Origin of the sequence: Aminobacter anthyllidis, from assembly GCF_018555685.1 — a bacterium.
In the GTDB taxonomy this organism is placed as follows: domain Bacteria; phylum Pseudomonadota; class Alphaproteobacteria; order Rhizobiales; family Rhizobiaceae; genus Aminobacter; species Aminobacter anthyllidis.
Map to the genome: position 1 here is coordinate 232,521 of NZ_JAFLWW010000004.1, position 21,262 is coordinate 253,782.

General features: G+C 63.0%; 19 protein-coding genes. 7 read left to right on the forward strand and 12 right to left on the reverse strand.

Annotated elements, in window-relative coordinates; translation table 11 throughout:
- Positions 1-41: 41 nt before the first annotated feature.
- Positions 42-1,709: a thiamine pyrophosphate-binding protein gene (locus tag J1C56_RS14955; protein WP_214390750.1), complete on the reverse strand. Its 1,668-nt coding sequence runs from the start codon at positions 1,707-1,709 to the stop codon at positions 42-44.
- A gap of 316 nt (positions 1,710-2,025) precedes the next feature.
- Here J1C56_RS14955 and J1C56_RS14960 point away from each other — a divergent pair, with 316 nt between their 5' ends.
- Positions 2,026-3,210, forward strand: coding sequence for an amino acid aminotransferase (locus J1C56_RS14960; protein ID WP_214390752.1), 1,185 nt, complete (start codon positions 2,026-2,028; stop codon positions 3,208-3,210).
- Positions 3,211-3,338: 128 nt separating this feature from the next.
- Here the strand turns inward: J1C56_RS14960 and J1C56_RS14965 are convergent, their stop codons facing one another.
- Genes J1C56_RS14965 through J1C56_RS15015 form a run of 11 tightly spaced genes read right to left on the reverse strand, consistent with a single transcriptional unit; the run spans position 3,339 to position 13,752 of the window.
- A complete protein-coding gene (locus tag J1C56_RS14965) occupies positions 3,339-4,514 on the reverse strand; it encodes a 4-hydroxybenzoate 3-monooxygenase (protein WP_214390754.1) in 1,176 nt (391 codons plus the stop codon).
- 46 nt (positions 4,515-4,560) lie between these two features.
- Positions 4,561-5,229 (reverse strand): 4-carboxy-4-hydroxy-2-oxoadipate aldolase/oxaloacetate decarboxylase, encoded by a 669-nt coding sequence (locus tag J1C56_RS14970; protein WP_214390756.1) that lies wholly within the window; start codon positions 5,227-5,229, stop codon positions 4,561-4,563.
- The gene (locus J1C56_RS14975) at positions 5,226-5,882 is read right to left on the reverse strand and encodes an RraA family protein (RefSeq protein ID WP_214390758.1); all 657 of its coding nucleotides are present in this window, start codon (positions 5,880-5,882) and stop codon (positions 5,226-5,228) included. Before J1C56_RS14975 ends, J1C56_RS14970 begins: the two co-directional genes overlap by 4 nt.
- Positions 5,879-6,541 (reverse strand): RraA family protein, encoded by a 663-nt coding sequence (locus tag J1C56_RS14980; protein WP_214390759.1) that lies wholly within the window; start codon positions 6,539-6,541, stop codon positions 5,879-5,881. The genes J1C56_RS14975 and J1C56_RS14980 overlap by 4 nt, the downstream gene beginning before the upstream one ends.
- Complete coding sequence (locus J1C56_RS14985) at positions 6,538-7,554, reverse strand: DODA-type extradiol aromatic ring-opening family dioxygenase (protein WP_214390761.1); 1,017 nt, start codon at positions 7,552-7,554, stop codon at positions 6,538-6,540. Before J1C56_RS14985 ends, J1C56_RS14980 begins: the two co-directional genes overlap by 4 nt.
- A 50-nt stretch (positions 7,555-7,604) precedes the next feature.
- Positions 7,605-8,630, reverse strand: a complete 1,026-nt coding sequence (locus tag J1C56_RS14990) for an amidohydrolase family protein (protein ID WP_214390763.1) — start codon at positions 8,628-8,630, stop codon at positions 7,605-7,607.
- A gap of 41 nt (positions 8,631-8,671) precedes the next feature.
- A complete protein-coding gene (locus tag J1C56_RS14995; protein WP_214390765.1) occupies positions 8,672-10,333 on the reverse strand; it encodes an FAD-dependent oxidoreductase in 1,662 nt (553 codons plus the stop codon).
- On the reverse strand, positions 10,330-10,740 hold the full coding sequence (locus J1C56_RS15000) for a Rieske (2Fe-2S) protein (RefSeq protein ID WP_214390768.1): 411 nt from the start codon (positions 10,738-10,740) through the stop codon (positions 10,330-10,332). Before J1C56_RS15000 ends, J1C56_RS14995 begins: the two co-directional genes overlap by 4 nt.
- Positions 10,737-11,036 (reverse strand): hypothetical protein, encoded by a 300-nt coding sequence (locus J1C56_RS15005; protein WP_214390770.1) that lies wholly within the window; start codon positions 11,034-11,036, stop codon positions 10,737-10,739. The genes J1C56_RS15000 and J1C56_RS15005 overlap by 4 nt, the downstream gene beginning before the upstream one ends.
- Before the next feature lie 11 nt (positions 11,037-11,047).
- Positions 11,048-12,301 carry an amidohydrolase family protein gene (locus J1C56_RS15010; protein ID WP_214390772.1) on the reverse strand — a complete coding sequence of 418 codons (1,254 nt, stop codon included), beginning with the start codon at positions 12,299-12,301 and terminating at the stop codon, positions 11,048-11,050.
- 11 nt (positions 12,302-12,312) lie between these two features.
- On the reverse strand, positions 12,313-13,752 hold the full coding sequence (locus tag J1C56_RS15015; protein ID WP_214391237.1) for an NAD-dependent succinate-semialdehyde dehydrogenase: 1,440 nt from the start codon (positions 13,750-13,752) through the stop codon (positions 12,313-12,315).
- Between the two features lie 163 nt (positions 13,753-13,915).
- Between J1C56_RS15015 and J1C56_RS15020 the strand changes: the two genes are divergently transcribed.
- From J1C56_RS15020 to J1C56_RS15045, 6 genes are all read left to right on the forward strand, one after another.
- The gene (locus tag J1C56_RS15020) at positions 13,916-14,692 is read left to right on the forward strand and encodes a FadR/GntR family transcriptional regulator (RefSeq protein WP_214390781.1); all 777 of its coding nucleotides are present in this window, start codon (positions 13,916-13,918) and stop codon (positions 14,690-14,692) included.
- A gap of 130 nt (positions 14,693-14,822) precedes the next feature.
- The gene (locus J1C56_RS15025) at positions 14,823-16,352 is read left to right on the forward strand and encodes an ABC transporter substrate-binding protein (RefSeq protein WP_214390783.1); all 1,530 of its coding nucleotides are present in this window, start codon (positions 14,823-14,825) and stop codon (positions 16,350-16,352) included.
- An 18-nt stretch (positions 16,353-16,370) separates the two neighbouring features.
- The gene (locus tag J1C56_RS15030; protein WP_214390790.1) at positions 16,371-17,351 is read left to right on the forward strand and encodes an ABC transporter permease; all 981 of its coding nucleotides are present in this window, start codon (positions 16,371-16,373) and stop codon (positions 17,349-17,351) included.
- A 3-nt stretch (positions 17,352-17,354) separates the two neighbouring features.
- Complete coding sequence (locus tag J1C56_RS15035) at positions 17,355-18,164, forward strand: ABC transporter permease (RefSeq protein WP_338001445.1); 810 nt, start codon at positions 17,355-17,357, stop codon at positions 18,162-18,164.
- Positions 18,161-19,753, forward strand: coding sequence for an ABC transporter ATP-binding protein (locus J1C56_RS15040; protein ID WP_214390792.1), 1,593 nt, complete (start codon positions 18,161-18,163; stop codon positions 19,751-19,753). Before J1C56_RS15035 ends, J1C56_RS15040 begins: the two co-directional genes overlap by 4 nt.
- 69 nt (positions 19,754-19,822) lie before the next feature.
- Entirely contained in the window at positions 19,823-21,226 is a 1,404-nt protein-coding gene (locus tag J1C56_RS15045) for an aldehyde dehydrogenase family protein (protein WP_214390794.1), read from the forward strand.
- Positions 21,227-21,262: the final 36 nt, after the last annotated feature.

Sequence of the window (21,262 nt, forward strand, 5' to 3'; positions counted from 1 at the left end):
GGGCCCGGCCGCGCGTCCGCGGATGCCGGGCCTGGTGAGATTTAGCCCAGAGGGTTGGCTGGTGGCGTAACGGGCGAGGGCACAAAGGGGTGGATCAGCGCCCAGGGGCTCGGCATTTCGCTGACCGAGACGGCAATCAGGGCAGGCCCCTTGCTATCTTTTGCCCGTGTCAGCGCGGCGTGAAGCCCAGACGGCGAGTCCACCTTTTCAAAGGGCAGGCCAAAGGCGCTTGCCAGATGGGCGAAGTCGGGATTGGCAAGCTCGACGGCGAAGGTGTCACCGAAGGTGCGCTGCTGGATGCGGCGTACATTGCCGTAGTGCCCGTCGACGAACACCACGACAGACATGTTGCAGCCGTCGCGTGCCAGTGTCGCCAGTTCCTGCATGCCCCAGCCGAAGCCGCCGTCGCCATTGAGCGAAACCACGCGCCGGTCTGGATTGCCGTGGGCAGCGCCGAGTGCTGTGTTGAAGCCGTAGCCCAGCGTGCCCTGGTAGCCAGGGGTGACGTAGGAGTTGGCGGCATGGACCGGGAAGGCGATGTTGGAGAAGTAGCCGACCTGGGTCAGTTCGCTGACCAGGATGTCGTCATCGGCCATGCTGGAACGAATGGCCCTGACATAGTCGGTCTGCGGCTGGATCGCGTCGGTCTGCGATGCCGACCAGGCCTTGACCTTGCCAATCTTGTCGGTTGACGAGGCGCGTGTTTCGGACGGCAGTGCCGCGAGCAGTGCTTCGGCGGCGGCGGTCGCGTCTGACAGCACCAGGCAGCCCGGCGCGCGTGGCGCTCCGGAAGCGCCCGCATCAACATTGACATAGATGTATCTGGTGTCGCCGCTGGCATGGGTCGGCTTGGCGATGCCGTCGATGAACCGGGTCCCGACCGCAACGATCACGTCGGCATGCGGGAACACCGCGCGTCCGCCAAGTGATGTCAGGGCAAGCGGGTGGTTGTCATCAAGCAGGCCGCGTGCGCCATCGGTCATGACGACAGGCGCCTGCAGCCGCTCGGCGAGGGCTTGGATGGCCTTGCCGGCACCGGATGCGGCGGCACCGCCGCCGACCTGGATGACGGGGAACTTCGCCTGGGCCAGGATTGCGGCCGCTTCCTCGATGGTGTTCGGCTGCGGTTCGAGGCGATTGAATTCGGCGCGCTGCAGGATTGTCGTCACGCCCTTGGCCTGCAGCACGTCGGGCGGCAGTTCGATGGCGACCGGGCGCGGATGGCCCGAGCGCAACTGCACGAAGGCTTCGTGGACGAGCGCGGGCACGTCTTCGGGGCGATGCGCGATGCCATGCCACTTGGTCAGCGACTTGAGGATGCCGCTTTGGTCGGGAATCTCGTGCAGCATGCCATGCTTCTGGCCGATCAGGGTCGAGGGAATCTGGCCTGAGATGCAGAGCACGCGCGAACTGCAGGCGTAGGCGGTGGCGAGGCCGGAAAGCGCGTTGAGCACGCCGGGGCCGGGCACGACCATGAAAACGCCTTCACGGCCGGTGGTGCGGGCATAGCCGTCGGCCATGTAGGACGTCGCCTGTTCATGACGCGGCATGATGTAGCGAATGCGGTCCGGCTGGCTGCGGATCGCGTCCACCGCCCAGTCGAGCTGAATGCCGGGAATGCCGAAGATGTCGGTCACGCCTTCTTCGAGGAGCTGCGCAACCAGTGCCTGTCCTCCGGTCAGCTCCATAGGTTCGTACTTCCCGCTCACGCCGCTCTTCTCCGATTGGTTTTGATCGCAGGACAGGCTCTGACCCAAGGCCGTCTTGCCAGCCGAGGAGTGTCCCAAAACCCTGCGAATAGTCACATGAAATGTAAAGTCGTCTCATAATGCGTTACATCGTCTCGCTAGTCAACGACAAAACGCGACACTCAATCCAAGTTGGGACCCACTCCGGCTGCCTGTCGTGTAACATCAGGAAAAATGCTAGAGGACGCGCGCCACAAGAGGTCGGCTTGATGAGTCCGAGTTGACCACGTTTAAAATGCGCGATAAAGTCTCATAATACGAGACAATTGAGGGTGATATGTTTTCAAATCTCTCCACGCCGACGGCCGATCCGCTGCTCGGGATGATGCAGCAGTTCCGCGACGACCCGAGCGCCGACAAGGTCGACCTCGGCATCGGCATCTACAAGGACGGGCAAGGCAACGCACCGGTGCTGGCGACGGTCAAGCAGGCGGAAGCTTTCCTGGTGGAGAGCCAGAAATCGAAGGCCTATGTCTCCTCGGCCGGCAATGAAGACTACAACCGCCTGACCCGGGAGCTGATCTTCGGCGCCAACAGCGGCCTGCTTGCACGGTCGCAGGCAATCCAGACGCCAGGCGGTACGGGAGCGTTGCGTGTCGCGGGCGATTTCGCCAATCGCCTGAAGCCCGGCTGCAAAGTGTTCCTGCCGAATCCAACCTGGCCGAACCATCCCTCGCTGCTGGCGGCTGCTGGCCTCGAAGTGGTCAGCTATCCCTACTACGACGTGGCTTCGGGCAAGTTGCAGTTCGACCGGATGATCGAAGCGTTGCGCGCCGCGGGTCCCGGCGACCTGGTGTTGTTCCATGGCTGCTGCCACAATCCTGGCGGCGCCGATCCGAGCCTGGCGCAATGGGCAGAGATTGCCGAATTGCTCGCATCGACCGGCGCTATGCCGCTGATCGATCTTGCCTATCTCGGTTTTGGCGATGGGCTGGACGAGGATGCTGCAGGCGTGCGCCTCCTCGCCGAGCGCCTGCCGGAAATGCTGATAGCCAGCTCCTATTCGAAGAACTTCGCGGTCTATCGCGAGCGCGTCGGCGCGCTTACCCTGGTCGCCAAGGACGAAACCACCGCCAGGCACGCGCATGGTCACCTGCTGCCGGTCGTCCGCACCAACTACTCGATGCCGCCGGATCACGGCGCATCGGTCGTCGCCCATATTCTCGGCAATGCGGCTCTACGCAAGACCTGGGAAGGCGAGGTCGCCGAAATGCGCGAACGCATCAACGGCATGCGCACCAAGCTGGTGTCGGCACTTGCCGGCCGCACCACGCGCGACTTTGGCTTTCTTGGCGAGCAGCGCGGCATGTTCGCCATGCTTGGCATCACCCCTGCAGATGCCGAGCGGATGAAGGTCGATCACCATGTCCACATCACCAGCTCGGGCCGCGTCAACGTTGCCGGCCTGACCGACAAGAACGTTGGCCATGTCGCCAATGCCATCGTGGCCGTCTGCGGCTGAGATAGTCGACGGCGGGCTCTGGTCCGTGTGAATGAAAGAAGGGCGGCGTTCCATCGGAGCGCCGCCCTTTCGTTTTGTAGATTGCAGCCGGGACCGGCGCGTTGCCGTGGCCCGGACCTGGCCGCGTGTCAGATCTCGTAAGGTAGGCCGAGCTGGGCCTTGCGCAGCCGCTGCTGGCCGATCTCGGTGTTCCCCCAGTGATTGAGCGTCTGGTACTGCATTCTGGTCTGGAAGCTCGTCTGTCCTGGGAAGATGTGCAGGGCCTCGCACATCGAGCAGGCCCAGTGAACGGTCGGCCAGATTCGGCGCAGGCACATCTCCGAATAGCTATCGAGCAGGGCGGAGTCGTTGGACTTCAGCAAACGCCTGATGGCCTCAGCCATGATGCGCGCGTCGCCAACGGCGAGGTTCAGGCCCTTGCCGCCGCTTGGCGGCACGATGTGTGCGGCGTCGCCGGCAATGGCCAGCCGGCCGTGGCGCATCTTTTCGCAGACGTAGCCGCGCAGGCGAGCCACCGAGCGCTCGATGATCGGACCGCGATTGAGCTGCGCGGCTGTACCGTCGTCCATGCGGATGTCGAGTTCGTCCCAGATCTGCTGATCGCTCATCGCATTGGGATCGGCGTCGGGCTCGACCTGCAGATAGAGCCGGCCGACCGAGGCCGAGCGGGCGGAGGCGACGGCCAGGCCGCGCGTCGAATGGGCAAAGCCGCGACGGGCGGCAAGAGGTGCCGCCTCAGCCAGGATGCCGAGCCATGCAAATGGATACTCGGTCAGGAACACATATTCGTCCGATCCCGGAATGTGCCTGCGGCTGACGCCATGATAACCGTCGCAACCAGCGATGAACTGGCACTCCAGTACCTTGTCTTCGCCATTGTGGCGGTAGTGGATGCGGGGGGCGTCTCCCTCGATGCCTTCGAGCTGCGACACGGCCGCTTCGAAGATGATCGGTAGGCCGTCGGCCTCGCGCTGGAGAATCAGGTCCTCGACGATCTTCTGTTGGCCATATGTCGTCAGGTGCCGCCCGGTGCCATCGTCAAGCGAGATGTCGGCTTTCTGCTTGTCCCAGCACAACTGCATCGAGCGCATCGGAATGCCCTCGCGATTGAGGCGTTCGCCCATGCCGTAAGTTCGCAACGTGTCGACGGTGCCCGATTCAAGAACGCCGGCCCGCACGCGCTCGAGCACATAGGCCCGCGTGCGGCGTTCCAGGATCACCGAGTCGATGCCGTTGAGCTGGAGGATACGCGCCACGAGCAGGCCGGCTGGCCCCGCGCCGATGATACCGACCTGAGTTTTCATGAGTTCACCCATTGCTGCTTGCTAGGTTGCGGCGCCGTTGCCGGCGTCAGTATTCGAGGCCCTTGTCCTTCAGGCGCTCGCGCAGATTGAAGAGATCGAGGCTGAGAACGCCCTTGGCCAGTTCCGTGCGTTTGGCTTCCTCGTCGGCGATGCGACGTTCGGAAAGTTGCGCAACGGTATCGGCCAGTTGGCGCGGGATGATCACGACGCCATCGTCGTCGGCGACGACGACATCGCCAGGATTGACGACCGCACCGGCGCACGAGACCGGCACGTTGACCGAACCGATCGTTTCCTTGACCGTGCCCTGGGCGCAGATCGCCGTCGACCAGACCGGGAACTTCATCTGGGTCAGGTCGCGGATGTCGCGGACGCCCGCGTCGATGACGAGGCCGACGCCGCCGCGCGCCATGACGGAGGTCGCCAGAAGGTCGCCGAAATAGCCGGCGTCGGAAGGCGAGAACGGCGCAACGACAAGGATGTCGCCCGGCTTGATCAGTTCGATCGCCACATGGATCATCCAGTTGTCGCCGGGTGGTACCAGCACGGTGACGGCACTTCCGGCGATGGCCGCACCCGGATAGATCGGCCGCATCCGTGAACTCATCAGGCCGGTCCGGCCTAGAGCTTCATGGGTGGTGGCGACGCCGGCCTTGGCCAGCCGGGTGATTGTCGCGCTGTCGGCGCGCTCGATGTTGCGGACGACCTTGTTCATGGCTGGCGCGTCTGCAGCGAGTGGTAACGGTACTTCACGCGGGCGTCGCGCAGCGACATGCCCTCGGTGATGGCTTTCCGGATGGCGTTCTCGGCGGTGGCGATCTCGTCGGCGAGGTAGAGAACCTGCTCGGCGCGCTCGCTCGGAATGACGACGACGCCGTCGGCGTCACCGACGAGAATGTCGCCTTGGCGAACCAGCGCACCGCCGATCTCAACGGTGATGCCGGTGGCGTCGACCTGGACGCGGTCCTTGCCGGTCTTCATCGAATAGCTGCGCGAATAGATCGGATAGCCAAGCCTGAGGCAAAGGTCGACATCGCGACAGGCGCCGTCGATGACAGTGCCGGCGAGGCCCTTATGGCTTGCCAGCTGGGTCATGATATCGCCCCAGACGGTGCAATCCTCACGGCCGCGATTGTCGAGCACGACGACCGTTCCAGCTGGAAGGTCATCGATGAAGTCGCCGACATTGCCGGGAGCCAGCACATCGACCGGGACATAGCGGACGGTGAAGGCGCGGCCGACAAGCCTGAACTTGTGGTCGCGCGGCTTGATGCCCCGGCAGACGCCCTCGATGCCGAGCCGGTCCATAGCGTCGGAAAGGGTGGCGCAGTCGTGTTTGCCGGCGCGTTCTACGGCCTGGTCGGTCATGGCATAACCTCGAGCATGTCTTCGTAATCGGCGCCGAGCACCTGGGAGACCGGCTTGCCGGTCTTCAGCGCCTCGACCATCAGGCGTTCCTTGGCGGCGATGCGCTCGGCGGTCCGGATCACCTTCTCTGCATTGTCTGCGGCAATGAACACCGCACCCGAACCGTCCGAGATGACGTAGTCGCCGGGGGTGATCGTCACCGTGTCGATGGTCACCGGCACGTTGGTTGCGACTTCGTGGACGCGGCCACGCGCCGTACGTACCGTGGTCGCCCGGGCAAAAATTGGAAAGTCGAGCCCGTTGGCTTCGTCCACGTCACGCAACGGTCCATCGACGATCACGCCCTGAATGCCGGCAAGGCGCGCGGCCTGGGTCAGCACCCCGCCCCAGCCGCCGGCGTCGATGCCGGGATGGGAAACGACGATCAGCGAGTTGGCGTCACCGGCTTCGATGGCGCGGGCGCCGAGATGCACCTTGGGCGCGCCCGCTGGTGCCGGACCCTCGGCGAGGGCGACGGTGACGACGCGTCCGGCCACGACGCCCCCACCGGAGCGGCGGGCGATGCCGGTGACGGCACCGGTCAGCCCGAGCGCGTCGAGCGCATCGGAGACCGAGCAGGCATCAAGTTGGCGCAGCCGTTCAAGTAACTCCGCGCTCATGACTTGACGCCCCACCAGTACATGCCTTGCGCGGTGCCGGTGCCGGCAGGCGAACGGTAGCAAGGGACGTAGGCCACTTCATGGAACTCGGTATCGTAGGCTTCCATGACACCAGCGGTGGTGATCCAGCTCTTCATTTCCGAGGTGCCCGACTGGAGTTCCGAGAGCGGGATGTTCTTGAGGAACTCGGCATCCTTTTCGCGCATTGCCTGCATGAAGCGGGCATCCCAGTCCTCGTCGATGGTGAAGTGGCTCATGCCGCCCGAACCGAAGACAACAACGCGTGCGTCGCTGTTCCAGCAGCGGATGGCCTCGCCGACGACCTGGCCGAACTTGTAGGAGCGCTTTGCCGTCGGCTGGTTCGGCGGGAAGAAGGTGTTCTGGTAGATCGGAACGTTGGGGATGACCTTGTCGCGCATCACCTGGCGGTAGATGTGGCCGAAGGCGTGGCTGATGCCCGTCGTGCGCGGATTGTGCGTCGGAAGCTTGGGCGACACGGTGATGTCGAACTCGTTTTCGACCAGATTGCCGATGATGTGCTTGGCGAGCTCCGGCACCGTATCGTATTCGCGGTACTCTTCCGGTGCGTGGCCGGCCTCGCCCTCGGCGACACCCGGCGGCATCAGGCGGCGGCCCTCTTCGGTGGCCGGATGATGGCGGATCTTGTCGCCGTAATAGATCATGTAGGGCGGGCTCAGGTCCTCGCCGTAGATCTCGTGCTGGTCGTTGCCGAAGATGATGGCGACGTCGGCCTTCATGGCGTCGAAGGCGTCGGCCAGGCGTTCGCTGGCAACGTGGCACTTTTCATAGTTGGCGGTCATCGCCTCCATGGTGCTGCGTTCGGCCAGGTTCTCGTCCTTGCGCAGTTCGCAGAGCTGGTCGAACGAGTAGACGCCGCCGCGGAACGGGTGCATGCGCGTCCGATCCGACTGGACGCGCAGCAGCCACTTGTCAGGCGTGGTGTGCAGTTGCGGCCCGTGAGCCGTGCAGATGAATCCGACTATTTTCGCCATAGGGTAGCCTCCATGTTTGCCAAGGCTGCGCTTCAGGTGACCTGGGTTGTTCAGGCTTCGATTTTGAAAAGCCGCGCGGCATTGCCGCCCAGGATTGCCTTGCGTTCATCATCCGAGATGAACGACAGACCGTTGATGTGTGGGATGATGGTGTCGAAGGTCTCGCCGGTTTCCGGATCGATGGACGAGCCGACGCCGGGCATTTCCGCGCCGTAAAGGCACTGCGAAGCGCCGACCACCTTGACCAGCAGTTCGATCGCCTCGCGCGAGTAGAGCACGGTGTCGAAGTAAAGCTTCTGCAGCCGGTCGCGGAAACGCACGCCTGACGTCGACATGCCGTTGCGCGGCACCGTGGTCGCATCGAAGCGGCCGAGCTGGTAGGGGATCGCGCCGCCGCCATGGCTGACCAGGATCTTGAGCTCAGGGAAGTCTTCCAACACGGTCGACTTGCACAGCCCGTAGACGGCGGTGGTCTCTTCATTGATGAAGTGCAGCGAGTAGGGCTCGCGTTCGGGCGACCGTGAGCTCGCCGAATGGATATGGCCGACGACGTCGAGTTCGCACAGCTTCTCGTAGAGCGGGTACCAGTAGCGGTCGCCCATCGGCGGCGCCATGCGGCCATTGTTTTCGAACGGATCGGGATTGATCAGGCAACCGCGGAAGCCGAACTCCTTCACGCAGCGTTCGAGTTCCGGCAGCGCCTCGGTGATTGGGCTGTCGCCGGTCTGCGGCAGGCCGGCAACGCCATAGAAGCGCTCGGGATACAGCGCGCATTCCTGTGCGATGATGTCGTTGGCGTATTCGACGTACCAGTGCACGAGCTTCTTGGGCTCTTCCGAATGCATGAGCTGGAACGGGCGTGGCGACAAAAGCTGGATGTCGACGCCGGCCTGGTCAAGACAGGCGAGGTGACCCATCGGCGCCATTTCGACGCGGTTGAACGCCTGTTCCAGCGCTTCATTGGAGACCGGCGGCGCCTTGCGGCCATGCGCGCCGCGATGCGACAGGATGCTGGCCTTGTAGGCGGGAAGCTGATGCGGCACAGCCATGTGTGCGTGACAATCGATGATCTTCATCGGGCACTCCAGAATTCCAGAAAGGTTCGCATTGGCCCGCCTCAGTTCGCCGAGGCGGCAGTGCCGGTGATGGTATCGAGCAGGGCGTTGGGGTCGGTCGGGCAGGCATCGCCGCGCCAGGCGACGTGCCTGTCGGGCCGCGACAGAACGAAGGCTTCGGCGTAGGGGCCTGAGCCATCCTTGCCGGGCACGACGTCTAGCAGCTTGATCGGGATCCCGCGTGCCGCCGCCGCCGCCATCAAGGGCTCTGCGTCCTGGCTAGGGTCGAACCGTAGCAAGGTGTAGTCGGGCCCCATCGCGTCATAGAGCGAGCGCTTGTCCGACAGCCAGATGTGCGGCGTGCGACAGCCTGGCACCGTTGATGGCGTGAAGTCGGCCATCGAATAAGCCGGCTGCGCCTGGCCGTCATAGGAGATGATCGGGGAGCGGTCGTAATAATATCCGAAGTTCAGTCCGCCGCAGCAATATTGCTGGACGTTGAGGTCGTAGATCTTGCGTCCCAGCACCTTGCGCGCTGCAGCACCAGCCGGCGTGTCGTCCTCGATGTCGGCGGGCACCACCTTGCGCTCCTTGGCCATGGCGTGTGCATGGTTCATCGCAAAGACAGAAACCTGCTCGGTGATCGGCTGGCGCTCGGCGGCATATGCGTCGAGCATGCCTGCATTGCCCCATCCAGCGATGTTGGCGGCGAGCAGCCAGCCCAGGCACTCGGCGTCGGCGATGCCGGCGTTCATGCCGTAGCCGGCGTAAGGCACCCAGAGATGTGCTGCATCACCGCAGATGAACGCCCGGCCCTTCTGGAAGCTGTCGGCGACCAGACGCCGCCCGAACCAGTCTTCGTTGGACAGGACTTCGTAGGAAAAGTCCGGACCGACGCCGAGGATCTCGCGGATCGACCAGTCGCGGTCGACGCTGTCGAAATCCGGCTCGTCGTCGCGCAGGTAGTTGTGAACCAGCCAGGTTTCGCGGCCATCGATGGCGTAGACATTGCCGCTGCGCCGGGGGTTGAGCGAAAAGCTCGCCCATGCTGGGGCATCGTTCATCAGGCCGAGCAGTTGCGGTGCGCGGATGTAGGTCGACTGCACCCGCTGCACCACCGCATCGCCGACGAGTTTGGCACCGATGTCGCGGCGCACCTGCGAGCGGCCGCCGTCGCAACCGGCGAGATAGCGGGCTGCGATTGTCGTCTCTTCGCCGCTGTCGATGTTGCGAGCGGTGATCTGCACGCCGTCAGCGGTTTCGGTGTGCGAGAGATATTCGGTGCGGTTGAGCACGGTCAGACCGGGCATCGCCACCGCGTGCTCGAAGAGTATCGGCTCGAGGAAGAGTTGGTTGATCCGGTGCGGTGGCTCGGCCGTGGGCCAGTCGGTATCGGGGCCGCCGGTTGCCGTGAAGCGATCGCGGCGGCAGGGAATCGGGATACGGGTGATCGCCTTGCCGGTCATGCTGGTGCGGTAAGCGATGTCGTTGGCATAGTCGGCCGGCAGGCCGGCATTGCGGGCGGCGTCTGCGACGCCCAGGCGCCTCAGGATCTCCATCGACCGTGCCGAGACGTGATTGCATTTCACGTTCGGTGGCTCGCCACGATGGCGAGTTTCAAGCAGGGTCACGGCTACGCCGCGCTGCGCCAGGATCATGCCGAGCGTCAGCCCGACCGGACCCGCGCCGACGATGAGGACGTCCGTCTCGACCGCCGCGGTCATGGCCGGGTTTCCCCGACTGTCAGAACCACCTCGCCGTTGCTTACCTCGACCGGGATTGGGGTAAGCCCGACCGACTTGTCGATCGGATGACGGCCGGTAAGCATGTCGAACTCGAAGCCATGCCAGGGGCAGACGATATGCATCTGATCCTTGGAAAAGCCGAGGCCGAGGCTCTTGCCGCTGTCAGCGACCTGCTCCAGCGTGCGGGGCATGATCTTGCCCTGACAGACCGGCCCACCCATGTGCGGGCAGATGTTGAGATAGGCCCGCACTTCCTCACCGATGAAATAGACGCCGATGCCGACGCCCTCCACTTCGATGACCATGCGCTGCCGGATCTTGAGCTCTTCGTGACGGCCCAGGACGACCTGCCGCGACGCACCTGTTGTCATTGCCGGCGCGCTCACGATGCCCTCCTGAACCACATGGCCAGATCGAACACGTTGAGGTCGGCCGCTCGCAGCAATTCGCTCACCAGGACCGCCGTCTCGGTGGCGGTCAACGCGTCCTGAGCGACTGGCGGGAAGATCTTGTCCAACTTCTCGACCTTGGCGGAATAAAGTCGTCCCAGCGCGGCGAGCGCCACGGCAATGTCGGCTTCGGTCACGCCGTCTAGAGACCCGGAGGTCAGGGCTTCGTCTGCCGCCGTCGCGATTGCCGCGGCCGCCGCGCTGAAACCAGCGCCATGTTCTGATGTTGTCATTGTCTGTGCCACTACGATGCGGTTTTAGGGCGATTGGCGAGCACGTCCTCGGCCAGCGGCTTGCGGCGCGTGGTATCGAGGTTGAACAGTCGTGCGGCGTTGAGCCCGAGGATGTTGCGCTTGGCCTGCTCGGAGAGGAACGGGATCGAACCGATGGTCGCCGGCGAATCCCAGTCCCAGTGTGGCCAATCCGACGAGTAGAGCAGCTGGGTCTCAGCGTTCATGGCTTCCATGGTCGCTTCGAGCAGCTTCATGTTGCCGCGTTCGAGCGGTTGGCTCGTGTAGTACATCTCGCGCATGTAATCGCTGGGCAGACGCTTGAGGCCGGGCGCCTCGCTGGGGCGCATCATCACTTCATGGTCGAGGCGCTGCATCAGGAATGGAATCCAGGCGAGACCGCTTTCGACCCACAGCATGTTGAGCTTGGGGAAGCGCTCGGGCATGGCGTTGATGATCCAGTTGGTCACATGGATCTGGTTGTAGTGGGTGAACGACAGCGCATGCATCGACAAGAAGCGGTTGAGCTGCGCGAAGGACGGATCGCCCCAATGGTAGCCGGAGTGGAAAGCCAGCGGCTTGCCCAGTTCCTGGATCATTGAATAGAGCCGCATGTAGCAGTCGTGATGCACCGGCTTGTTGCGCGTCGAGCAGACGGTGAAGCCGATGATGCCTTCGGTCGCGCCATACTGGGCGACCAGCTCCTCGCAGGCTTCCGGCGTATTGAAGGGCAGGTAGAGCAAGCCCTTCATGCGGGTGTCGATCGGCAGGATGCGCTCGATCATCCAACGGTTGAAGGCCTTGGCCAGCGCCACTTCAATCTCGTCCTGCGGGTGCATGCCGAGCAGCAGCATGGCGCTGGGGAAGACCACCTGGTAGTCGAGGCCCATGGCGTCCATCGAACGCCGCGCCGTCGAAATGAAGCGATGCACGCCGTCATCCTGCACCGGTTCGCGGCGGCCTTGGTGGCCGATGCGGCCACCGACGCTTTGTAGTGACAGGCCGGGCGAGATGTTGAGCAGGGCGTTCGAACCGCCAAAGCCCTTGACCTGGTGCTGGCCGATCTGGCGCAACACGTCATTGTCGATCAGGTCAATGATCTCGGACCAGAAATGGTCTTCCGAGACATGGGCATCGACATCGACGATCAGGTAATCGTCGAAATTCTTCGCGGCCTGCCTGGTGGCGTGCGCCAGCACGTCGCGGGAGTCCGTCGAGCCGGTGATCTCACCGATTTCACGGAAATTGGGGATGGAGTTCTCGTTCATACTGCTAAGCTTCAGCCTTGTGTCACGAATTTGGTCACGAGATAGCTATCGAGGCCTTCCGACCCACCTTCGGAGCCGTAGCCACTCTCCTTGACGCCGCCGAACGGGGTTTCGGGTGTCGTCAGCATCATGTTGTTGATGCCGACCATGCCGGACTCCAACTCGTCGCCGATGCGGGTGGCCGTGGTTGTGTCTCGCGTGAAGGCATAAGCAGACAGGCCGAAAGGCAGCCTGTTGGCCTCGGCGACGACTTCGTCGAAATCCTGGAAGCGGCGCGTCACGGCGACCGGGCCGAATGGCTCCTCGTTCATGATCCGCGCCTCGTTCGGCACGTCGGTCAGGACTGTGGGCTGCCAGAAATAGCCGCGCTCGCCATGACGTTCGCCGCCCAGTTCGATGCGTGCGCCGCAGCGTTCCGCATCCGAAACCAGGCTTTCCATGGCGCCGATGCGCCGGGCATTGGCCAGTGGGCCCATTTGCGTTTTCGGATCGAGGCCGTCGCCCAGCCTGAGTGACGCCGCGACGTCACGGAATTTGGCTACAAACCTGTCGTGGATCGACTCGTGCAGATAAAAGCGTGTTGGCGTGATGCAGATCTGGCCGGCATTTCGGTACTTCGACCGCGCCGTCATTTCGGCCGCCTTGTCGATGTCGGCGTCGGCAAAGACGATTGTCGGCGCATGGCCGCCGAGTTCGAGCGTCGCCGGTTTGACGCCGTCGGCCGCCAGCCTGGCGAGGTGCTTTCCGACGCGGGTCGATCCCGTGAACGAAATCTTCTTGATGACTGGCGATGCGATCAGGTGCGTAGAGATGTGGTCCGGCACGCCGAAGACGATGTTGAGCACGCCGTCCGGAAGGCCGGCATCCGCGAGCGCCTGAGCGATCGCTAGTGTCGGAGAGGGAGTTTCCTCGGCCGGCTTGGCGATACAGGAGCATCCGGCGGCGAGGGCCGCGGCGATCTTGCGCGCCGGGATGGTGATGGGGAAATTCCACGGCGTGAACAGAGCGACGGGGCCAATGGGCTCGCGGAAGACAAGGCTGCGGACGCCTGACGTGCGCGAAGGTATGATGCGTCCGTAGGCACGACGGCCTTCCTCGGCGTACCAGTCGAAGATGTCGGCCGCGCCATGCACTTCTGCCATGGAGTCGCCGACAGGCTTGCCCTGTTCGAGTGTCATGAAGTGGGAAATGCTGGGTGCGCGTTCGCGCAGCAGAACCGCCGCTCGCCGCAAAATCGCGTAGCGCTCGAAGGCTGAGACCTTGCGCCAGGACCTGTAGGCGGCATTGGCCGCATCCAGGGCATTGTCCAGGTCGGCGGTGGTCGCAACCGGGATTTCTCCGACTGTTTCGCCGCTGGCGGGATTGATGACGGGCAGGATTTCGCGATTGCTCGCCCTGATCCGCTCAGAACCGATCCACAGCGAGCGATCTATCTGACCTTCAATGATCATATTCCACTCAACTAATTGAAATTGTTGAAGGCGAGAGCTCGTCTCCGCCGCTTTCAAAACATATGATAGTTTAAAAAAAATGGTCGTGCAATCGGCATTTTTCGCTTGATATTTGACTCGGAATGCTCTTTTTTGTCCTAAATATCTTATCAAAGGGATCGACATGCAAAAGGCACCAGATGCTGAGGGTAGCGGTCTTACCCAGATGGTCGGTCCGGCCGAGCGGCTGTGGTCTTCGGGCAAGCAGAGCACGCTGTCGGCGAACGTGATCGACCAGATCCGGACCGTGCTTTTTGCCGGTCGTCTCGCGCCTGGGGACCGTTTGGGCTCCGAGGCCTCGCTGGCGCTGCAGTTCGGCGTGAGCCGCATGACGATGCGCGATGCCCTGCGCTCGCTGCAGGCGTCAGGCGTGATTGAGGTCAAGGTTGGTATCAAGGGCGGGATCTTTGTCGCCGAAGGCAATTCGGAGCGGCTGGCAGAGACCATCGCCATCCAGCTGAAGCTGATCGGCATCGGTACCGAAGAACTGCTTGATACCCAGATTGCCATCGAAGTGATGGCGGCAGGCCTTGCCGCCAGCAACGCCAACAGCGCCGATATCAAGGCGCTGCACGAAGCGCTGGCCGAGGCCGAGCGGCTTGTCGACGACGCCGAGGAGTTCACATGGGCCGCGATCAATTTTCACGGCTGCGTTGTCGGGTGTTCGCACAATCGTGTGCTGACGGCTCAGTTCAGGGCGCTTAGTCACGTCCTGATGCCGCTTTATGTTCGCGGATCGTCGCCTGAAGTCGCTCGCCGCGCCGTGGCGTTCCAGCGTGCGCTGATCGCCTGCATCGAGGCACGTGAGCCGGATGCGGCGAGAAATCTCGTTTACGGACGCCTGCAGTTCGTCAAGTCGCGCCAATTGGGCGACCTGGCGAAGGGAGAAGCCGGCGAATGACCATGGAGGAACGGTAAGGCCTGCGCCTTGCCGCTTTGGTTTCAAGCCGGGTGCAGAGGGGAATGCCTGCTGAACGCCGCAAGAGAAGCGACGTTGCAGGTGAATTTTTGCGAAAAAGGGAGTGAGGAAGATGTTTACGATTTCGCGCCGGAGCCTGCTCAAGATTTCAGCGGCTTCGGGCCTGATGGCGGCATTGCCCGGTGGCGGCGCATGGGCGGCCGAGCCCAAGCGCGGCGGGCACCTTGTGGTGGCCAGCGGCGGTGCCTCGACGGCGGACTCGCTTGATCCGCGCACGTTTGGCTCGCCTTACACGGCCGTCATGTCTGGCATCACGTACAATTCGCTGATCGAGGTGCACGGTCTGGACATGGAGTTGCGTCCCGGCCTCGCCAAGAGCTGGGAGCCGTCCAATGGTGGCAAGACCTGGATCTTCGATCTGGTCGAGGGTGCGACGTTCCACAACGGCAAGGCCTTCACCAGCGAGGACGTGGTGTTCTCGCTGAAGCGCCATGCCGAAGAGGCATCGCGCTCCAACATGCGCGGCATCATCAAGGGTGTGGCCGATATCCGTGCCGACGGTCCGAACCGCGTCATCATCGACCTGCCCGAAGCCAACTACATGTTCCCTGCCATGCTGACGGCATTCTCGCTCGGCATCGTTCCGGCGGGAACAACCACCTTTGATGGCGTGGGCACCGGCCCCTACAAGCTGAAGAGGTTTTCGCCGGGCGAAGTTCTCGAAGCCGAGCGCAACGAGAACTACTTCAAGTCGGACGCGGCTTTCGTCGACAGCCTCGAATTTCTCGCTATCAACGATGCTTCCGCGCTGGGCAGCGCGTTCCAGAGCGGCCAGATCCATCTGACCACGCTGCTCGACGCGCGCACCGCGCCGCTGATGCGCCAGATGCCGAACCTGAAGATCTACAACACCGAAGGTCGCGGCTTCATCTGCTTCAACATGCGCACCGACATGGCGCCGTTCGACAATCCCGACATGCGCATGGCGCTCAAGCTCGCCGTCAACCGCCCCGACATGCTCGAGCGCGTTTCGGTGGGTGTCGGCCGCATCGCCAACGACACGCCGGTTGCGCCGAGCGACCCGGTCTTCGCCGCCGACCTGCCGCAGACGGAATACGATCCGAAACGCGCCAAGGAGCTGTTCGACAAGACCGGCTTCAAGGGTCCAATCGTTTTGCAGACGTCGGAAGCGATCTCGTCGCGTGCCGTGGACATGGCTGTGATCTTCCAGGAGCACGCTGCCAAGGCGGGCATTCCGATCGAGGTCAAGCGCGAGCCTTCGGACGGCTACTGGGAAACCATCGTCGGCCAGACGCCGTTCCATGTCTCGGCCCGTTCCGACCGGCCGACGGCCGACGCGATTTTCTCGGTCGCCTTCCTCAGCACCTCGGGAAACAACGAGTGCAAGTGGGTGAACAAGGATTTCGACGCCGCCGTCATCGCGGCCCGTGCCGAACCCGACCTCGAAAAGCGCAAGGCCTTCTACGCGACCGCGCAGAAGATCTGCCGTGAGGATGGCGGAACCATCATTCCGTTCTTCTCGAGCACGGTTGAAGGCACGACCAGCGATCTCGACGGTTTTGTGCCCTCGGCACTGCAGATGGCTGGTTACCGCGCCATCGAGCAGGTCTGGTTCGCCTGATACCAAGGACTGGACGGCATGACTCTATTCGCCAATTCCCCGGTGAAATCGTTCGTAGTAACCAGGGTTGCGTCTGGACTCGTGTCGATCTTCTTCATTTCGTTCCTGGTCTTTCTGGGAACGTCCATGCTGCCGGGCGACGCAGCCAATGCGTTGCTCGGGCAGAATGCCACCCCTGAAACGGTCTTGGCCCTGCGTACCGAGCTGGGCCTCGACCAACCTTTGCCGGTGCGCTACTTCCATTGGCTTGGAAATGCGCTGCATGGCGATTTCGGAACTTCGCTTTCCAACTCCCAGCCGGTCATCAACCTGTTGGTGCCGCGGCTGATCAACTCGCTGATCCTCGCTTTTTCGGCGGCGGCGATCGTGCTGCCGCTGGCCGTCGGCGTGGGGCTGCTCGCGGCGATCAACCGCGGCAAGGCGATCGACACAGCGACGGGCTCGATCTCGGCGATCTTCCTGTCGATGCCGTCGTTTTTGATCGGCTACTTGCTGGTCTTCATTTTCGCCGTGAAGCTCGGGCTGTTCCCCCCTTTGTCGATGGTCCGCTCCAGCGCCAGCCTGCCGACCTGGATTTCGGCCCTGACCTTGCCGGTGCTGACTCTTGTGCTCGTCGCCCAGGCCCATGTGATGAAGCTCACCCGCGCCGCCGTGCTTGGCGTGATGAGCTCGGACTACATCCTGATGGCTGAGACCAAGGGCATCCCGCGCAACAGGATCATCCTCAAGCATGCTTTGCCAAATGCGCTGTCGCCGATCGTTTCGATCTGCATGATCACCATGGCCTACCTGATCGTCGACGTCGTGGTGATCGAAGCCGTGTTCAACTATCCCGGCATGGGCAAGCTGATGGTCGACGCGGTTGCCTATCGCGACATCCCGATGGTGCTGGCCTGCGGTGTGTTGTTTTCAACGATCTTCATCTCGCTCAATTTTACCGCCGACCTTTTGGCCATGCTCGTCAATCCGCGGCAGCGCCTGCCCAAGAAGGGGAACTGAACCGTGTCGAGCAAAGTGACGCTGGGCGTTTCCGTGGCAGTTCTCGCAACGATGGCGGCTGCCGCCATCTTCGCGCCGGTACTTGCGCCCTTTCCACCAAATGAGATGGTTCATGCCGCATTCGACGCGCCTGGCGTTGGTGGCACGCTGGGCGCCGATGGCCTGGGCCGGGACATGCTGTCCCGTATCCTCTACGCGACGCGCTATACGTTCGTGGCGACGCTGATCGCGACCACGCTTGCCTGCATGCTGGGCGTGACACTCGCGATCATCGCAGGCCTAAGCAAGGGCTGGGTCGATATCGTCATCGGTCGCGCGATCGATATCCTGATGTCGATCCCGCAGATCATTTTCGCCCTGATCATCCTGGCCATTGCCGGCGTGTCGTTGACGACGCTGATCCTGACCATGGCGGTGCTGCAGTCGAGCACCTATTACCGCGTCACCCGGCCCATCGCCGGCGACCTTGCCGCGATGGAGTATGTCGAGGTCGGGCGCCTGCGCGGCGAACGGCTGCACTGGTATTTGTTCAAGGAAATACTGCCTAACATGGTGCCGTCGCTTTTGGCGCAGTTCGGACTGGGGCTTTCCTCCGCGGCACTTTTCATCAGTTCGCTCAGCTTCCTGGGCATTGGCATCCAGCCGCCCGCGGCCGATCTCGGCGGACTTGTCCGCGAGAATGCGCTCGCCCTTTCAACCGGCCGTCTGACACCGCTGATACCGGCGTTCTGCATCGCGCTTTTCTGTCTGAGCGTGAACGGGATCGTTGATTGGCTTGTTGGTCGCTACTCAGACAAACCGGAAGTGAAATGAGCGGAAATCGGATCCTGAGCATCGACAATCTACGCGTCGAGGCACGTTCGAGCGTTCTGCTCGATGACGTTTCGATTCATGTCGATCGCGGTGAAGTGCTGGGCATCATCGGGGAATCGGGGGCCGGCAAAAGCACGCTGGCGCTGAGCTCGATCATGCTGTTCAAGGCTGGTTGCGTGCCGACCGCCGGCTCCATTGAGCTGTGCGGCCAGTCGCTGATGGAAATGGGCACCGCCGAGCTTGAAACGATCCGGCGTACCAAGGCCTCCTATGTCGCCCAAAGTGCCGCGGCCGCGTTCAATCCATTCTACCGGCTTGAAGACCAGGTTACCGAAATCCCTGCCATGGCGCAGAAGCTGACATCGGCACAGCGCCGGCGCATGGCGGTCGAGCTGTTCGAAGAGCTTCAGCTGCCCGATCCCGAGAATTTCGGGCGGCGCTATCCGCATCAGGTGTCGGGTGGCCAGCTGCAGCGGGCGATGATCGCCATGGCGCTGATCAACCAGCCCGACCTGATCATCTTCGATGAGCCGACCACCGCGCTGGATGTGACAACCCAGATCGAAGTGCTCAGGCTGATCAAGAAGGTGGCGCGCACGCACAATTGCGGCGCCCTCTACATCTCGCACGACCTCGCCGTGGTGTCGCAGATGGCAGACCGGATCGTGGTCATGCGCAACGGCAAGATGGTCGAGCAGGGCACGACGCGGCAATTGGTGGACAAACCGCAGACCGAATACGCCCAGCGCCTCGTCGCCAATCAGGGTGATGGAACCTACGCCAGCTCCAATGGCAACGACACCACCTTGCTGGACGTGAGCAATGTCGATGTCGGCTATGGTGGCGTCGCCGCAGTCAAGGACGCCTCGATCAGGTTCGGCAGCGGCGCGGTGCTGGCGCTCGTCGGTGAATCGGGCAGCGGCAAGACCACATTGGCGCGCAGCATTGCCGGACTTCAGCCGGCTCGTACGGGCCAGATCCGGATGCGCGACAGTCTGCTCGCGCCTGTCGTCGAAGGCCGCAGCTTCGATCAGCGGCGATTGATCCAGTATATCCACCAGCTGCCTGATCTTGCGCTCAACCCGCGCCAGACAATTCGTGACATCATTGGCCGGCCGCTGACCTACTTCCATGGCTTGCGTGGTGGGGCCGCCGATCAGCGGCTCCGCGAACTGATGGAGTCCATCGAGCTGCCGGCAGCCTATCTCGACCGCTACCCGGCCTCGCTTTCGGGTGGGCAGAAGCAGCGGGTGTGCATAGCACGCTCGCTGGCGGCAAAACCTGACATTCTGATATGCGACGAAATCACCTCCGCGCTCGACCCGCTGGTCGAAGAAAGCATCGTCAAATTGCTGACGCGGCTGATCGAGGATGAGGGGCTCAGCATCTTGTTCATCACCCACAACCTGGGGCTCGCGCTGCGCTTCTCGCACATGACGGCGGTGATGCAGGCTGGCAGGATCGTTGAGCAAGGCGAGACACGGTCGGTGTTCGAGACACCGCAGTCGGACTACACGCGCAGCCTGATCCGCGCGGTGCCGCAACTGAGGGAAGGCTGGTTGGACGGCTTTTCCAGCAATGCTGCGTGAATGAAACAAGCGGTTTTGGCGCTGGGACAAGCCTAGATCCGCGCCGGCTCGAAATTCGAGGAGATAAGAATGGCCCATGCGATGATCATCGATGGCGAAAAGGTTGAAGCCGCCGAGACGTTCGGGGTGATCGATCCGGCGCGGGGCGAGGTCTTCGCCCAGTGTCCCGCCGCGAGGCCTGAACATCTCGATGCAGCGGTCGCGGCTGCCCGCCGTGCGTTTTCCAAGTGGCGCAACACGACGCTTGAGGAGCGGGCAACACTGCTCAACGAGATCGCCAACGCGGTCGAGGGCGACAAGGAAGCGCTGGCCGTCTTGCTTTCGACCGAGCAAGGCAAGCCTCGCGCCAGTGCTCATGGCGAAATCGGCGCCGCAATTCACTGGATGCGCGAGACTGCAAAGCTTCGGCCGGCGGTCGAAATCATCCGCGATGACGAGAAGAACAGGATCGAGGTCCACCGCAAGCCGCTCGGCGTGGTCGGTTCGATCACGCCTTGGAACCACCCCATCCTGATCGCGACCTGGCACATCATGCCGGCGCTGATGGCAGGCAACTGCGTTGTCATCAAGCCGTCGTCCTATACGCCTCTGAGCACGCTTCGGCTCGTCGAACTCGCCAATGCGCATTTACCGCGCGGCGTGCTCAATTCGGTCACCGGCGAAGGCGGTATCGGCCGCGCGATCGCCGGCCATCCCGGCATCGACAAGATCGTGTTCACCGGCTCGACGCCGACCGGACGCAACATCATGTCCAATGCGGCCACGACGCTGAAGCGGCTGACGCTCGAACTGGGTGGCAATGACGCGGCGATCGTCCTTCCCGACGCCGACGTCGACGCTATCGCGCCGGTGATCTTTGCCAAGTCTTTCGGCAACAGCGGCCAGACCTGTGCCGCGCTCAAGCGGCTTTATGTCCATGAAAGCCTGCATGACGCGCTTGCCGAAAAGATCGCCGGGCTGGCGCGTGCCGCGAAGGTTGGCCCGGCGACCGACCCGGCAAGCCAGTTCGGGCCCCTGCAGAACAAGGCGCAGTTCGATCTGGTGCGTGAGCTTGCCGACGATGCCAAGGCCAATGGTGGCAAGTTCCTTTCCGGTGGTGCTGCTTCAGGGGAAGGGGGCTACTTCTTCCCGCTGACGGTCGTCACCGAAGTGACCGATGGCATGCGCATCGTCGACGAAGAACAGTTCGGCCCGATCCTGCCAATCGTGCGCTACAGCGATGTCGATGACGCGATCGCACGCGCCAATGCCAGTGAGAACGGGCTAGGTGGCTCGATCTGGTCGTCGGATCTCAAGCGAGGCGAAGAGCTCGCGCGGCGCCTCGAATGCGGCACCGCCTGGGTCAATGACCACAGCTCGATTTCGCCCGCGGCACCCTTTGGCGGCGCCAAGCAGTCGGGCATCGGCGTCGAGTTCGGCCATTGGGGGCTCGAAGAGTACATGCAGATGCAGACGGTTCACATCACGCGCTGAGCGCTGGCTTCAGCTGTGCGAGGCGGTTTTGCGGCT